Source organism: Gilliamella sp. B2772 (assembly GCF_026536985.1).
Lineage (GTDB): Bacteria > Pseudomonadota > Gammaproteobacteria > Enterobacterales > Orbaceae > Gilliamella > Gilliamella apicola_E.
On sequence record NZ_JAFNNB010000005.1, the window covers coordinates 1 to 16,244 of the forward strand.

11 protein-coding genes are annotated in these 16,244 nt (G+C 35.7%); 2 read left to right on the forward strand and 9 right to left on the reverse strand.

Translation table 11 applies throughout. The features are described 5' to 3' along the window. Positions 1 to 573: 573 nt before the first annotated feature. From J3T98_RS10010 to plsB, 9 genes are all read right to left on the reverse strand, one after another. Positions 574 to 1,368 carry an ABC transporter ATP-binding protein gene (locus tag J3T98_RS10010; protein ID WP_065561755.1) on the reverse strand — a complete coding sequence of 265 codons (795 nt, stop codon included), beginning with the start codon at positions 1,366 to 1,368 and terminating at the stop codon, positions 574 to 576. Between the two features lie 2 nt (positions 1,369 to 1,370). Beyond that, entirely contained in the window at positions 1,371 to 2,315 is a 945-nt protein-coding gene (locus tag J3T98_RS10015) for an ABC transporter permease (protein ID WP_065561756.1), read from the reverse strand. Positions 2,316 to 2,381: 66 nt separating this feature from the next. Then, a complete protein-coding gene (locus J3T98_RS10020) occupies positions 2,382 to 3,359 on the reverse strand; it encodes an ABC transporter substrate-binding protein (protein ID WP_065561757.1) in 978 nt (325 codons plus the stop codon). 251 nt (positions 3,360 to 3,610) lie between these two features. Then, entirely contained in the window at positions 3,611 to 4,576 is a 966-nt protein-coding gene (locus J3T98_RS10025; RefSeq protein ID WP_267358063.1) for an ABC transporter substrate-binding protein, read from the reverse strand. A gap of 85 nt (positions 4,577 to 4,661) precedes the next feature. After that, a complete protein-coding gene (fdhE, locus tag J3T98_RS10030; RefSeq protein WP_267362747.1) occupies positions 4,662 to 5,555 on the reverse strand; it encodes a formate dehydrogenase accessory protein FdhE in 894 nt (297 codons plus the stop codon). 88 nt (positions 5,556 to 5,643) lie between these two features. Beyond that, positions 5,644 to 6,342 (reverse strand): formate dehydrogenase subunit gamma, encoded by a 699-nt coding sequence (locus J3T98_RS10035; RefSeq protein ID WP_065561760.1) that lies wholly within the window; start codon positions 6,340 to 6,342, stop codon positions 5,644 to 5,646. Then, positions 6,335 to 7,309 carry a formate dehydrogenase subunit beta gene (fdxH, locus tag J3T98_RS10040; RefSeq protein ID WP_081299423.1) on the reverse strand — a complete coding sequence of 325 codons (975 nt, stop codon included), beginning with the start codon at positions 7,307 to 7,309 and terminating at the stop codon, positions 6,335 to 6,337. Before fdxH ends, J3T98_RS10035 begins: the two co-directional genes overlap by 8 nt. Before the next feature lie 15 nt (positions 7,310 to 7,324). After that, on the reverse strand, positions 7,325 to 10,393 hold the full coding sequence (fdnG, locus tag J3T98_RS10045; RefSeq protein WP_267362748.1) for a formate dehydrogenase-N subunit alpha: 3,069 nt from the start codon (positions 10,391 to 10,393) through the stop codon (positions 7,325 to 7,327). 298 nt (positions 10,394 to 10,691) lie between these two features. Next, positions 10,692 to 13,109, reverse strand: coding sequence for a glycerol-3-phosphate 1-O-acyltransferase PlsB (gene plsB / locus J3T98_RS10050; protein ID WP_267362749.1), 2,418 nt, complete (start codon positions 13,107 to 13,109; stop codon positions 10,692 to 10,694). 460 nt (positions 13,110 to 13,569) lie between these two features. Between plsB and J3T98_RS10055 the strand changes: the two genes are divergently transcribed. Then, entirely contained in the window at positions 13,570 to 14,913 is a 1,344-nt protein-coding gene (locus tag J3T98_RS10055) for a Na+/H+ antiporter family protein (RefSeq protein WP_065561762.1), read from the forward strand. 35 nt (positions 14,914 to 14,948) lie between these two features. Next, positions 14,949 to 16,235, forward strand: a complete 1,287-nt coding sequence (gene rsmB, locus J3T98_RS10060; RefSeq protein ID WP_267362750.1) for a 16S rRNA (cytosine(967)-C(5))-methyltransferase RsmB — start codon at positions 14,949 to 14,951, stop codon at positions 16,233 to 16,235. Positions 16,236 to 16,244 lie beyond the last annotated feature (9 nt).

Consider the following 16,244-nt stretch of genomic DNA (forward strand, 5'->3'; position numbering starts at 1 on the left):
GGGTATTACCCATGTGAGAGTAGGGTGCCGCCAGACTTTTAAATTAGAGCGAAAGCCCAGCAGCAATGCTGGGCTTTTTTGCATTAAGGGATCCGTATTTTTAATACTATTGAGCAAATAAATTCCTATATCTCTCTAATATTTTAAGCAGCTTAATAATCGACGAAAATCAAAGAATAGAACAAAACACTTCCTTTAAATAATTAATGCGTTAAATGCTACTTGCCTATAACTTAAAAACATCATAATTTCTTTCATATTATCTTTAGTAACAAGATAATTTGGGGAAAAGGTAATCTTTTCTAAAATACTAAATACATCCAAATTAACAAAATTATTAAATTAATAATTGAAGGGTTTAATGACTTCATGATTGGATGAATAACGCTTAAATGAAACCAAAGTTAATTTGGTAGATAAAATATGGATTTTGAGAATACTCACAAAATCAATAACCATTAATAGTGAGGGATAAAAGCGTGTTAGATTTTGTGTTAATGGAGATTGAATAAATGAACAATAGATTGAAAAAAGCAATATTCATTAAATAAATATTGCTTTAAATTTTTATTATTAGCCTAAAAGTAGGGCATCATCTGTTACTTTTTCACCGCGAGTTTTTTCGAACATCTCTAATAAATCATTGACGGTTAATTTATCTCGCTTTTCCCCTGAAACATCAAGCACCACTTGTCCTTGATGAAGCATGACTGTTCTTGTGCCGTATTCTAAAGCTTGTTTCATTGAATGGGTAACCATCATTGTGGTTAACTTATTTTTTAAAACAATTTCATTAGTGAGATCCAAAACGAATTGTGCTGTTTTGGGATCAAGTGCAGCAGTGTGTTCATCAAGTAATAAAATCTTAGATGGTTGTAATGTCGACATTAATAGACTTACTGCTTGTCTTTGTCCTCCTGATAATAATCCCATCATATCTGATAAGCGATTCTCAAGGCCTAAATTGAGTGTTGCTAGTTTTTCTTTAAATAAGGCCCTCAGCTTGCGATTTAATGCTGGTAGTAAAGTGAAACTATTACCTCGGTTATAAGCAATCGCTAAGTTTTCTTCGATAGTAAGATTTTCACATGTTCCTACCATAGGATCTTGGAATACTCGTGCAACCATACCGGCTCTTTTCCAAGCAGGCCAACGAGTCACATCTTTATTATTAATAATCACATGTCCCGAATCAGCAATCAAATCACCACTAATCACATTAAGTAAAGAACTCTTTCCTGCGCCATTACTACCGATTATAGTAACAAACTCACCTTCACTGATATTGAGATTTAAACCTCGTAATACATGATTTTCAATTGGTGTTCCTTGATTAAACGTCAATTGCAATTGCCCAACATTGATCATGCTTACTTCCCTCTTCTTTTTGAGTATTTTTTCAGTTGTTTTGGTAAGACTAAAGCTAAAACAACCAATATTGCCGTGATAAGATTTAAATCCTCTGTACCGACACCAATCTCTTGTAAAAATTCATTGCTAAGTGCAAAGGCAATAAATAAACGGTATAAGATAGCGCCGAAAATAACAGCAATCATAACCGCCCAAATGCGTTTTGTTGGGAAAATACTTTCACCTATAATGATTGATGCAAGGCCGATAACAATAGTCCCCACCCCAATAGTAATGTCAGCACCGCCTTGAGTTTGAACAAATAATGAACCACCAAGTGCGATTAATCCGTTTGAAATTGCCATACCTAAAATAGTGATACCACCTGTTGGAATTCCTTGGGATTTAGCCATTCGTTGGTTAGTACCAGTCGCTCTTAAAGCCAATCCGATTTGGGTATTTAAAAATAGGTTAAGTAGCAACCAAAATACAACAACAAAAGCTAAAACCATAAGTGGTTGCACTAAATATTGATTACTATAATCTTCATTAATAAATGGAGAGAAAATAGTTTTTGCATCGAGTAAAGATAGATTAGGCGAACCAGCCATTCTTGGTGTTTCATCCATGAGATAAGGTCCTAAACCTAAAATTCTTAGATTAATTGAATAAAGGCCTATCATCACGATAATACTTGATAGTAATTGTAATATGTTAAGTTTAACATATAACAGTCCAGTCATTGCACCGGCAATACAACCTGCAAACATACCTAGAAAAGTTGCAATCCATGGATCAATACCGACATACATACACAAACCACATACTGCCCCACCAAGTGGGAAACTCGCATCAGCGGTTAGATCGGGGAAGTCAAGTAGTCGAAACGATATAAACACGCCTAAGCTAACTAATGCGTAAATAAGTCCTATTCCAACTGAGCCTAATAAAAATTCAAATGACATGAAAATATCCACTAAAAAAAGCAACCGCCAAAGTAGGCGGTTTAGTTATTAAAACGGTTTAATAAATTATTTTTCAACAATTTTTGCTGCTGATTTTAAAACCTCTTCAGATAGAGTGACACCTTGGCGTTCAGCAGCCTTTTTATTAATAGTTAATTGTGTGATGTTACCAACTTGTGGTGGAATATCACCTGGTTTTTCACCATTAAGAATTCGAATAACAATTTTACCTGCTTGGCGACCAAGGTCATAATAACTCATTCCCAAAGCAGCAATTGCACCTCGTTCAGCTGAATCAGGATCTGATGCAAGAAGAGGAATTTTGTTTTCATTGGCAACCTTCGCTAATGCTTCATAAGCTGAAACGACGTTATTATCGGTTGTTGTGTAGATCAGATCAACTTTTCCTTTTAAACTTATTGCGGCGGTTGAAATATCAGATGTTCGTTGTGCTGGTGCAGCAATAATTTTCATGCCGCGTTTTCCAAGTGCAACTTGTAATTCTTTAAGCACAATTGTGGAATTTACTTCACTTGGGCTATAAACATAACCAATATTTTTTGCATCAGGTTTAATTTTTAACATCATATCGATTTGTGATTCTAAAGATAATGCATCTGATACACCAGTTACATTGGTTTTAGAAGCTTCCCAACTAGGTGTTAATTTAGCAGCAACGGGATCAGTGACAGCAGTGAATACAATAGGAATCGTTTTGGTTGTTGCCACTAAAGCTTGGGTGCTAGGTGTTGCAATACCAACGATAACATTGGGCTTATTAGCAACAAATTGTTTTGCTATTTGGGCAGCATTAGCGCTACTACCTTGAGCACTAGCAAACTGTAATTTTAAATTTTGACCAACAATATAGCCATTATCTTTTAATTCATCTTCAACACCTTTGCGAACATTATCTAATGCAGGATGTTCTACAATTGCTGTTATCGCGACATATTTTTGCTCAGATTTATTATCTGCTAATGAAAAAAATGTTACTACAGACAAACTAAGTAACATAAAAAGCTTGATGATTAAATTCCGCATGTGGTGCTCCTGTAATATTTATTTTACAACCAACCTAAATATACGTTTACTATAAAGCAAAAACAGATAATTTTCTAGATTTAATGAAAAGTATATGTGTAAATATTTTAATACACCTTATTGCAAGGAATTATGAATAGAATAGACTTATCAATAATACTTTAAAAAATTTTGAGGTGAGGAACGGGGTTTCTGAACATTCTTTGCCCATTAAAATGGACAAAGAATTGATTTTATTTAGATATATGATTTTATTTTTGACCAATAACTTTATAGGCAGACTCGATAATGTCAGGAGGTAAAAAGATTCCTTGTTTTTTGGCTGCATCAGTATTGACGACAAGGCGTAATGTTTGTCCGATTTCGGGTTTAATATTGCCAGGATCTTCTCCATTTAAAACTCTTACCACCAGCTTACCTGATTGACGACCTACATCGTAATAGCTCATTCCATAAGCAGCAACAGCTCCTCGCTCAATGGCATCAGGAAACGATGCTAACAGTGGGATTTTATTTTCATTGGCAAATTTAACTAATGATTCATAAGCTGAAACAACGTTGTTATCTGTTGTGGTGTAGATAAGATCAACTTTTCCTTTTAATGTATTGGCTGCTGTTGAAATATCCGCCGTACGTTGGGCAGGCACCGCCACCAATGAAATATTTTGTTGGCTAAGTTCATTTTGTAGATTTTTTAACACTACAGTTGAATTAATTTCGCTAGGACTATAAATATAACCAACAGATTTTACATTAGGCACAACTTTTTTCATAAATTCAATTTGAGGGCCTATTTCTTGATAGTCTGAAACGCCAGTGACATTGTTATGAGAGGGATTCCAATTTTTAATTAATTTTGCTGCAATTGGATCAGTGATTCCTGCAAAAACAACGGGTATTTGTTTAGTTGCGGCAACTGTTGCTTGAGCACTTGGTGTTGCAATTGCAACGATGACGTCTGGTTTAGCTGCAACGAACTGTCTGGCAATTTGTGCGGCTGTTGCACTACTACCTTGGGCACTTCGATATTGGACATTTAAATTATCGTTTAACTTAAATCCATTTGCTGTTAACTCATCTTTTACTCCATCACGGATTTGGTCTAATGAAGGGTGTTCAACAATTGCTGTTATCGCAACATTTTTTACCGCATTAGCCAAACAGAAAAATGGCGTAATTACTAACATCAATATTAAAATTATAGCGCGTTTCATCATAAAGAACTCGTAAACTAGTACAGTGATATGATTCTAATCTTAATATTACAAAATGTTAAGTAATATTTTTAACTTTTGTAATTTCTTATTGCGCAAAGACAAAAGGATTTAACCCACTTTTTGCAAATCCTTCTTCTTCAGTCTTGATATCCAATATTAATGAGGCAACATCATCAGCAATGATTTCGATATGAGGATCTTTATCTTGGTCTAAGATTTTCAAATAGCTATGGCAAGCATCACAGCACTCGGTTTTTATTGCAGCTAATTCTTTATCCAAAGAGAAGTATTGAATATCTTGCATATTATCACAACAAGTACATTTCACTCGTGGTACATACCATTCGCTTTCACATAAGCTACAATGAAGGTATCTTAATCCATTATTTGCACCAAGCTGAATAATACTCGCAGCTGGCATACTATTACACACTGGGCATAGCCAGCTTTCATTGGTATTTTCAGCGACGGCTTTGCCTTTAATTTGACTAGCTAGTTGGCAATAATAGACTGATAAAGCTGACCAAATAAATATGGATTCATTACCGTCAACCAAATTAAATTTACCATTAAGTAAGTTGAGTGCTTTCTCTTGAAGATGATTAGAATCGTTTTGTTTTAATTGTTCAATAACAGATTGAATTTGATAGGTTGTATTTGAAAATGAATTTAATAATGTTAATAAATAATCTTGCCAAATATCATTTAATGGTAAGTTTTCCAAACTTAATGGCGGAAAATCATTATTAAGTGATGGAGAGATATCAATAGGTTTTTTGATTAAAATAGCCTGTTGCTCGACAATCTTAGCGCAGAAATTTAAATAATCGCTTAAAGAATTGTTTCGTGCTAGCGTTTTTAAACGCTCAGCGCGATGAATATAAAGTGTTTTCGGTGATGGATAAAAGAGTAAGGGAATCTGTCTAATTACGGTGTTTTGTTGTTCAAGCTGCTCTCGTGGGATGATTTTTATACTCATTCTTGATTACCAATTTTGTTATTTTTTCCATCATTAATCTAATAGGCTAAGAATTCCGCTGATTTATATCAGCGGAGATTAATTATTCTTATAAAGCAGGTTTTTGTTCTGTTTGAGATGATGGCTCAATATCGTTCTTTTGATTATCTTTAAGTTCTTGCTGATAGACTTTTTTCATTTCTTCTTCGTACCATGAGGAGTGGTTTTTAAATGCCCACGCTCGTGATACATATCCAGTTATCATTCCTTTTATAGACCCTTTAACCCAAATTGCCATATAAGCATGACCAATAGCCAGTAAAATAAGACAAATAGCAGCAAAAGAGTGGAAAAATATTGCGATTCGGACTATTTGAATAGGAAAATAATCAGATACATATCGGCGCCACATTATCAAGCCCGTAACGAATAGCACAAAGATTAAGCTCATAATGCACCAGAATAAAAACTTTTGGCCAACATTATATTTACCAATTGGGATACCTTCTTCTTTTCCCATAATCACGTTTTTAAAGTTTTTAATCCATAAAAGGTCATTTTTATTTGGAATATTGTGATGAGCTAATTTGATAAACATGAACATTAATAAAATGAATACCACACAACCAATTATAGGGTGTAAAGCTCTCACCAATTGTGGTGTGCCAAGAAATAATCCAAATAACTTGATTGATGGAAAAAATAAAGATAAACCTGATAACGCGGTTAATATAAACAAACAGACCATACACCAATGACAGAAGCGTACAATAAGTGGTGTTCTTAATATCATTCCTTTCTTATTCATGACGAGCCTCCGATTGTGTTGAATTAGGACTATTTTTTCGACCTAAAATAGGTAGTCCTAAACGTTTTCTTGCTTGTTTGTCCGCTTCTTTTTCGTGTTCAATATCTTCTTCATCGACTTCAACTGCACCTACCCCCATGTAGTGGAAGAGTAATCCGCCAAAAGTTGCAACAAAAGCAGCAGCTGATAGTGGTTTCCATGCGCCTTTCCAGAATTTAACGATTTCGCTAATTTGAGGATCTTTAGGTAATCCATGGTAAAGTTCAGGTTGATCAGCATGATGTAGTACATACATAACATGAGTACCGCCGACACCTTCTGGATTGTAGAGTCCTGCGTTTTCAAATCCACGTTTTTTTAAATCAACAATTCGGTGTTCGGCATGGCGAATCATATCTTGTTTGGTGCCAAAATGAATTGCTCCAGTAGGGCAGGTTTTTACGCAAGCAGGTTCTTGACCAACAGCAACTCGATCAACACATAATGTGCATTTATAAGAGTGGTTATCTTCTTTGCTAACACGTGGAATATTAAATGGACATCCTGCGACGCAATAACCACATCCAATACAGTGTTCTGATTGGAAATCGACAATCCCATTAGCATATTGAATGATTGCTCCTTCAGATGGGCACGCTTTTAAGCAACCAGGATCTGCACAATGCATACAACCATCTTTACGTATAAGCCATTCGAATTTGCCATTGATTTCAACTTCTGAATAACGCATTACGGTCCATGCTTTTGGTTCTAAGTCAGCTGGATTATCATAAACGCCGACGGTATTTCCTACTTCTGCTCGCAGATCATTCCATTCGCTACAAGCTACCTGACAAGCTTTACAACCGATACAGGTGGTCACGTCAATTAATTTAGCTACTTCCTGCTGATAATCTCTTGCCCTAGGTGCAGGTGTTAGGGCATTAGTTGCTGAGCGGCGAATAATATCTTGAGTTTGTAATGACATAATCTATCCTCCTTCTTATGCCGCTGTGGTAACTTTTTCGATGTTGACTAAGAAGGACTTGTATTCTGGGGTTTGTGAATTAGCATCACCTAAATGCGGTGTTAATTCATTAACCAAAAAGCCTTTTTTAGTTTGACCTGTGAATCCCCAAACAATTGGAATTCCTATGGTTTCGATCTCTTTACCATCAACTGTCAAAGTAGGTAAACGTTTTGTCACAACTGCTTTGGCTTTGATATAACCTCGATATGAAGTTACTTTCACTGTATCGCCCAATTTTATGCCTTTTTTATTCGCAAGATTTTCACTGAGCTCAATAAATTGTTCTGGTTGTGTTATTGAAGCTAATCTTGCATGTTGCGTCCAAAAGTGGAAGTGCTCAGTAATACTGTATGTTGTACCAACATAAGGAAATTCATCTGCTTTACCTAAGCGAGCTAAATCTTCTTTAAATGCTCGAGCTACTGGACTATTTACTTGTTTAGGGTGCATTGGGTTATTTGAAATTGGTGTTTCAAATGGTTCATAATGTTCAGGAAATGGTCCATCAACTAAACGATTCAAACAGAACAGCCCACCTAATCCATCATTGTTCATGATGAAGGCTCCCGCTCCAGAATCAGGTGATAACGTGGCAGTAAAATCTGGTACGTCATTGCCGACCCAACTTGTTCCGTTCCATTTGATTAACATCCGATTTGGATCCCATGGTTTTCCATTTTCATCAGTAGAAGCACGATTATAGAGTACACGTCGATTCATCGGCCAAGCCCAAGCCCAGCCAGCATGAATACCCTTACCTGATGGGTCACTAGGATCTCGGCGAGCCATTTGGTTACCTTGTTCAGTCCAAGAACCACAAAATATCCAAATTCCAGATGAGGTCGTTCCGTCGGCTTTTAATTGAGAAAAACCACTTAATAGTTGGCCTTTTTTAAGGATGATATTGCCATTAGTGTCCGTTATGTCAGCCAATGCTCGACCATTACACTCTTTTGCTAACTCTTCGGCTGCCGGACCTTCAGGATCTTGATAATCCCAAGTTAAATTATTAATTGGTTCGTGATAAGCACCGCCTTCTTCTTCATAAAGCTCTTTAATTCTTAAATAGATTCGCGCAATAATCTCTGGATCGTAAAGTGATTCATAAGGTGGTCTAGCAGCTGCCCAATGCCATTGTAATAAACGTGATGAGTTAACAATTGTCCCATTTTCCTCAGCAAAACAGTTGGCCGGAAGTCTAAAGACTTCTGTTTGTATTTTACTTGGATCAACATCATTTGATTCACCATGATTTTTCCAAAACTCGGCTGTTTCAGTTGGCAATGGATCGATATTTACCAAGAATTTGAGTTTGGATAATCCCTCACGAATACTATTTTTATCAGGTAAGGCTGCCAGTGGGTTAAACCCTTGGCAAATAAAACCATTAGCTTGCCCGTCACGCATCATTTTACTAAAACGTAAAATATCATAGGTTTTATCCCATTTTGGTAACCAATCAAATCCCCAATTATTATCCCCAGTTGCCTTATCACCATACATTGCTTTCATAAAACTAATAAAGAATTTAGGGTAATTACCCCAAAAATTAACCTCATTTGGACCAAGAGGTTTCGGTGTTTTTTCTGCTAAGTATTGTTCAAGCGATGTTTGAGAATCTTTTGGTAGATCAAGATAAGCAGGTAATCGATTAGACAGTAAACCTACATCAGTTAATCCTTGAATATTTGAGTGACCACGCAAAGCATTTATACCACCACCCATGACACCAATATTACCAAGAATCAGTTGAATCATTGCTGCAGTGCGGATGATTTGTGTACCATAAGTATGTTGAGTCCAACCTAATGCATATAGGAAAGTTGCCGCACGATCATTGGTTTTAGTACTGGCGAGTGAACGACAAACATGTAAAAAGCCATCTACAGGACTACCAGTTATTTTATTTACAATTTCTGGCGTATAGCGACTAACATGTTGTTTTAGTAAATTCCAAACACAGCGTGCGTGACTTAATGTTTTATCTCTTAATGCAAAACCATTTTCATCTTTTTGATATGCCCAACTGGTTTGATCGTATTGACGGTTTGCAGCATCGTAACCACTGAACAATCCACTATTATTATCAAAGTTGAAATCGTCACGCACAATTAAGCTAGCATTAGAGTGTGTTATAAGGTATTCAAAGTTGACTTCGTTATTAGTGATAAGGTAATTAATGATACCAAGTAGAAAAGCGATATCTGAACCTGCACGAATAGGTACATAATGATCAGCTACCGAAGCGGTTCGATGAAAGCGTGGATCAATCGCTATGAGTTCTGCACCGTTAGTAATTTTGGCTTCAATTGCCCATTTAAAACCAACTGGATGGGCTTCAGCTGCGTTACCCCCCATAACAATAACCACATTAGCATTTTTAATATCGTTCCAGTTATTGGTCATGGCGCCTCGACCAAAGGTAGCACCTAAACTAGATACTGAGGGCCCATGGCAAACTCTAGCTTGAGTTTCAAGGCTTAGCATTCCTAAAGAACGGGCAACTTTAAATGCTAACCAACCCGTTTCATTACTCGCAGCAGAAGTCACTAGCCAGCCAGTAGTTGTCCAGCGGTTAACCGTCGTTCCTTGTTCATTTTTTTCTTGAAAATTTTTATCACGGTCAGCTTTCATTAAGCGAGCTATGCGGTCAATTGCTTCATCCCAGCTGATTCGTTGCCATTTGTCAGAACCTGGCGCACGATACTCTGGGTATTTAACTCGTTGTTCGCTTTTAATATAGTCGAGTACGCCAGCACCTTTCGGACAAAGTGAACCACGACTAACAGGATGGTCAGGATCGCCTTCGATATGAAAAATAGACGATTCGGCATTCTTAGCGCCATCTCCTCGGCTATAAAGGAGCATTCCACATCCAACAGAACAGTAAGTACAATTATTTCGCGTTTCTTTTGATTTTAACAATTTATATTGGCGAGTTTGTGCAAGCGCTACATTCGGCATTAATCCTAAAGTAGCGACAGTTGTTCCTGCCATGCCACCAGCACAGATCTTAAAGAACTGTCTACGGTTAAATAGCATATGAACTCCTTAAAAAGCTGACATTACATTTTATTATCTAATTTTTTCGATGTTATAAACATCCTTACTAATTGTAATGATAATATTTAATTGAATGGAAATAAAGGTATACTTTCACAAAAGTTTGACATATATCAAAAAAACAATGGTGCTATTTATTAAATTTGTTAATGAAGATTATAAAGAATAAAATTATTTAGAAAACAGTGATAAAGCATAAAAAAAGATACTTTATTTAATGATTGAAGTTTATTCGGCTTACCCAAAATAATCAAGTAAGCCCAAGATAATTTAATTTTTAAGGATTGATTTCATCAATTGTTTGCATTACACGGTTAGTAATTAATGGTTTAAGTATATTATTCATGGTTTCGATTTTCGGTAAATTTGCATCACCTTTATCATCTAAATAACCTTGTTCCCGAAGCGAAGCAACTAGTGTTGAAAAAACACCTTTATCAAAAAATTCAGGAGCATTTATACCATGTAATATTGAAAGCCGTTCTGCAATTAAACGTCCTTCTTTTTCTAAGGTTGCACGACTAATTGTTGGATCTTTTTGCAACAATGAAAATGCAATGACATAGCGTTGTAATGTATCTCTTGATGATGACGCTAACAACTGTAATCCTGACATTTTTAAGTAGCTCAATGTTAATTTATCAGGTGAATAACTTATTAGATTCAAATCAGCATAAGTTGCAATAATTTTATTAACATATTCAGTTAATTGATCTTCATTATGATATAAAAATAGCTCTGATTTTATTAAAGGGAAGAGCAATTTAACCTGCATAAGTACTTCATCAATTGAAATGCGATTATGTTTAAGTAAAATTCTAGCCACAATTGCCGGTATAATCAGTAAATGCTGAATATTATTGCGATAATAGGTCATCAATACTGCTTGTTCGGTAGTTAACCCCACCATTTCACCAACTTCATCAGTAGTAATGACAAATTTACCCATTTCTTTGGCATGTTCAAACATCTCTTCGGCAGTTTGATCGGGAATGGTAATCAAATCAGAGTAAGGAATGTTTTTTAATAATTTTAAAAGATAATCTAAATGCTCTAATAATTTTACTTTTGTTAATGTGCATTGATCAGCGGCTAATAATATTGAACAACATAAATTCATAGCATTAATCGCAGCCGAAGAATTGATGTGCTCCATAATTTGTTTCGCAAGCAAATTAGTTGTTGGTGTTAACCAATTAGGGCGCTGTGTTCCTGTAGGATCAATAGCATCTCGCCATTCAGGTATATGCTGATTTAAAAATTGATTTAAAGGTATTGGGCTCCCAAAGTTAACGTAGCCAAAGCCTAGTTTTTTTAATTTTAAGAAGGCTTTAATTGTGCTCCACAAGCTTTCTTTTTCTTTTTTAGCGCCACGCAGCTCGTTAGCATAAGTGGCAACTTCTAAAACATGTTCATAACCAATATAGACCGGGACAATTGTGATTGGGCGTGTATCACCCCGTAATAAAGTTTGGATTGTCATCAACAACATTCCGGTTTTAGGGTCGAGTAGTCTTCCTGTGCGTGAGCGCCCACCTTCAATGAAATATTCGACGGCATAACCCCGGATAAATAACTCTGCTAAATACTCTCTAAATACGGCGGTATAGAGTTTGTTACCTTTAAATGAACGGCGGATAAAAAATGCCCCTAAGCGCCTAAAAATAGGGCCTGCTGGCCAGAAATTTAAATTGATACCAGCTGCAATATGTGGTGGAACTAATCCTTGCCGATAAAGTACATAAGACAATAACAAATAGTCCATATGACTTCGATGACATGGTGCGTAAACGATTTCGTGTCCATTTTCAGCAAGCTCTCGAACTGGGTCAGCATTCGTTACTTTTAAACCTTGATAAAGTCTATTCCATGCCCAAGTAAGAACAGAGTCAGTCACTCTTAGCATGCGGTAAGAAAAATTAGCCGCGATTTCATTTAGAAGTGATAAAGCATTTTTCTTGGCTTTATCTAGCCCAATATGTTTACTTTTAGCTTCTTCTTGTATTGCTTCAGCAAGAGCTAGGTTAGTTAATAATTTATTAAGCATTTCCTGTCTAACAGGCAATTTAGGACCAACAGAAGCCGCTCTTTGTTTAGCAAAGTGAATACGTGCTACACGCGCAAGTTTATGTGCTAAAACAGAAATATCTTGTTTATCGTCGACTTTAATATCTTTAAAAGATACGGTTCGAGAAAATCGAGTATAGCAGTCACGACCAGAAATTAAGATTTTATAAAGTTTATAGGTAGCACCTAACACTTGCAGTGAAGGCATTTTTTTGCCTTCTTTATCTGGTTTACGACCAAACATGACAGATACAGGCAACATTTGAACATCAAGTTCATCATTTTGTTGATGGGCTGAAATGTATTCCCTTAAAATTTCGATAGATTTATTTTTTTGTTTACTTGAAGCAAAAATTCCTGGGCCTTTATCGATATAAATATAAGCAGGTACAGTTTTATCATTAATATCAATTCCTAATAAAGGATCTGGTAAATGATATTTTAGACAAAGCGACCTAACTACCATTAAATCAATTTGAGAGTTATAAGGAAGCACATACAAAATTGGACGATGGATATCGAGGTCCAGTTCAGTAATGGGATCGGTAGGAATTGGTTTACTTTTAACAAAAAGCTTAACAGGAATTTGAATTAGTGAAAAATAAATTTTTGTCCACCAAGAAAACATAAAAATAAACCTCATACTTTGTTGCTAACTATATACTTAAATCATTTTAAGTTATTTATTTACCAACCTAATAATGAATGTTTAAGCTGTAAATTGATATGATTACTCTAATATAAAAAACATTAATCCAAGTATATATGCGTTACAGTATAGCAAATTTGCATAATCTTGTAGTGATTACATTATAATAATGACAACGTATTATAAAGGTTTATTTCTATCAGCACCATATCAGCATGAATTGAATATTACCGTTAATTAAAGCAAATTATTAACACAATTTTCATTAAGGATACAAATCGGTTATTCTTTATTTGCAATGTTAGCATTAAATTTATTATAAGTTTTCTTTAGTCTTACCTAAAAAATAATTTACGCTAGTAAGCGTATACTAACAATTGCACTTTATATATCTATCGCCTAGAATAACTATCTTTATTTTGCTACGAAGAATCTATTTATGAATACTATTCTTGAGCTGTTTTCCTCGGTAAATGCAGTGGTTGTTGCAGTTATTTTAATGTTAGTCCTTTCGCTTTGCCGTGTTCATGTGGTTATTAGCTTAATCATTGGTGCTTTTGTCGGTGGTTTATGTAGCCATTTAACATTAAAAGAAACAATTGACGCTTTTAATACTGGGATTAGCAACGGCGCTAATATTGCGCTTTCTTATGCTATGCTTGGTGCTTTTGCAGTAGCAATTTCAAAATCAGGATTACCAGAATTGTTAGCTGACAAAGCCATTAAGCAGTTAACGACTAATGATGCTAAGACTCGAATTAAATGGTTGTTAATTATCATAATCGGGTTAGTTAGTATTTCCTCACAAAATATCATCCCAATTCATATCGCCTTTATACCGTTGTTAATTCCGCCACTTTTATATGTGATGTCGAGATTGCAACTAGATAGACGAATGATTGCTTGTATCATGACATTTGGTTTGATTACACCATATATGTTTTTACCTGTCGGATTCGGTAATATTTTCTTAAATCAAATCTTATTAAAAAATATTATTTCATCGGGAATGGATGTTAGCCATGTTAATGTTATGCATGCTATGGCTATTCCGGCTTTTGGTATGTTTGTTGGTCTACTTTGGGCTATTTTCGTTAGTTATCGTAAACCGAGACAATATAAATTGATTCATGAAGAAAGCCATGCCGAAGAGTTTAGTAATGTAAGTACTCGTTCACTTGTCGTCTCATTATTAGCAATTATTCTCTCTTTTACTGTCCAACTTTATACTGGATCGATGATTTTGGGTGCTTTAATTGGCTTTATCTGCTTTATTGCTTCAGGCTCAATTAAATGGGGTGAGGCAGACGGAATCTTTACCGATGGTATCAAAATGATGGCGATGATCGGCTTTGTGATGATATCAGCTCAAGGCTTTGCTGAAGTATTAAAACAGACTCATGAAATAGAACCATTAGTTGTTAATAGTGCCTCATTATTTGCGGGGAATAAAGTAGTTGCATCTTTTATGATGATGTTAGTTGGCTTGATCATTACACTTGGTATTGGTTCATCTTTCTCTACTGTACCAATTATTGCAGCTATCTATGTTCCTTTATGTGTTCAGTTGGGCTTTTCACCAATAGCAACCGTTTGTTTAATTGGTGCGTCAGGAGCGATTGGCGATGCAGGTTCACCTCCTTCAGATACTATTTTAGCAACATCTGCTGGTTTAAACAGTGATGGTCAGCATGATCATATAAGAGATAGTGTTATTCCAACCTTTACCCATTTTAATATTCCATTGTTTATAGCTGGTTGGGTGGGATCATTAATTTTATAAATATTTAGATTGATGAGTTAAGGTCATTATTGGTTATGAATAAAAAGTCACACTCAAATATTCGAGCTATTTGTGCTAAAGCGATTTTTAATGTACTTGAAGAGGGGCAATCGCTTAGTACGGCCTTAACGTTATTTAGCCATAAAGTAGCAGAAAAAGATCGCGCGCTAATGCAAGAAATCTGTTTTGGTGTGATGCGTGTTTTACCTGAACTTAATTTTTATATTCATACTTTGATGAATAAAGTTCTTACCGGGAAAAATCGAGTTCTACACTATTTATTGTTAGTGGGTATTTACCAAATTTTATATACCAGAATACCTGAACATGCAGCTGTAGGTGAAACAGTTAATGCAGTAAATGATTTAAAAAAATCAGCGCTCAAAGGATTAGTAAATGGCGTATTGCGTGAATTTTTACGCCAACAAGAATCATTACAACGAAAATTTGTACAGGATGATAAAACACCTCAAACTTTGCATCCAAGTTGGTTAGTTAATCGTCTTAAGCAAGCTTATTCCGAGAAATGGCAAGCAATCATTTCTGCCAATAACCAAAAACCACCAATGTGGTTACGCGTTAATCTTAATCACTATTCAGTTAGTGAGTATCAACAATTGTTAACTGAACGGCAAATTGAATCAGAAGCTTTTGCTGATTTGCCTTGTGCTATTAGGGTATTATCGCCTGTAAATGTAACGAAATTACCTTATTTTGCTGAAGGAGCCGTTACCGTACAGGATTTGTCTGCTCAATATGCTGCATATTTGTTAGAACCCCAAAATGGTGAGAAAATTTTGGATATGTGTGCCGCTCCAGGTGGAAAAACAACCCATATCTTAGAAATTGCACCTAAAGCAAATTTATTAGCGGTAGATGTTGATGCAGGTCGTGCTAAACGTATTGAAGAAAATCTGGCTCGCCTAAAACAAGTAGCAGAAGTTAAAGTGGGTGATGGTCTTACACCGGAAAAATGGTGCTTGGGTAAACAATTTGACCGAATTTTGCTTGACGCACCATGCTCGGCAACAGGCGTAATTCGTCGCCATCCTGATATCAAGTGGTTACGGCGAGATAGTGATATTGCGCAACTCACTGAATTGCAACATGGGATCTTAACCAATATTTGGTCTTATTTAAAAACAGGTGGCACTTTAGTCTATGCTACCTGTTCAATCCTACCTGATGAAAACAGATTGCAAATTGAGCGTTTTTTAAAAGAAAACAGCAATGCCCAACTTGTGGGTGATACGAAACAATTTTTACCAACTATACACGGCGGCGATGGCTTTTTCTATGCTGTTTTAAAAAAAAGTAGTTAATACATTTTT

Coding starts and splice junctions, on each gene's coding strand:
- J3T98_RS10010 (WP_065561755.1), bottom strand. CDS start 1,368: ATGATCAATGTTGGGCAATTGCAATTGACGTTTAATCAAGGAACACCA.
- J3T98_RS10015 (WP_065561756.1), bottom strand. CDS start 2,315: ATGTCATTTGAATTTTTATTAGGCTCAGTTGGAATAGGACTTATTTAC.
- J3T98_RS10020 (WP_065561757.1), bottom strand. CDS start 3,359: ATGCGGAATTTAATCATCAAGCTTTTTATGTTACTTAGTTTGTCTGTA.
- J3T98_RS10025 (WP_267358063.1), bottom strand. CDS start 4,576: ATGATGAAACGCGCTATAATTTTAATATTGATGTTAGTAATTACGCCA.
- fdhE (WP_267362747.1), bottom strand. CDS start 5,555: ATGAGTATAAAAATCATCCCACGAGAGCAGCTTGAACAACAAAACACC.
- J3T98_RS10035 (WP_065561760.1), bottom strand. CDS start 6,342: ATGAATAAGAAAGGAATGATATTAAGAACACCACTTATTGTACGCTTC.
- fdxH (WP_081299423.1), bottom strand. CDS start 7,309: ATGTCATTACAAACTCAAGATATTATTCGCCGCTCAGCAACTAATGCC.
- fdnG (WP_267362748.1), bottom strand. CDS start 10,393: ATGCTATTTAACCGTAGACAGTTCTTTAAGATCTGTGCTGGTGGCATG.
- plsB (WP_267362749.1), bottom strand. CDS start 13,109: ATGTTTTCTTGGTGGACAAAAATTTATTTTTCACTAATTCAAATTCCT.
- J3T98_RS10055 (WP_065561762.1), top strand. CDS start 13,570: ATGAATACTATTCTTGAGCTGTTTTCCTCGGTAAATGCAGTGGTTGTT.
- rsmB (WP_267362750.1), top strand. CDS start 14,949: ATGAATAAAAAGTCACACTCAAATATTCGAGCTATTTGTGCTAAAGCG.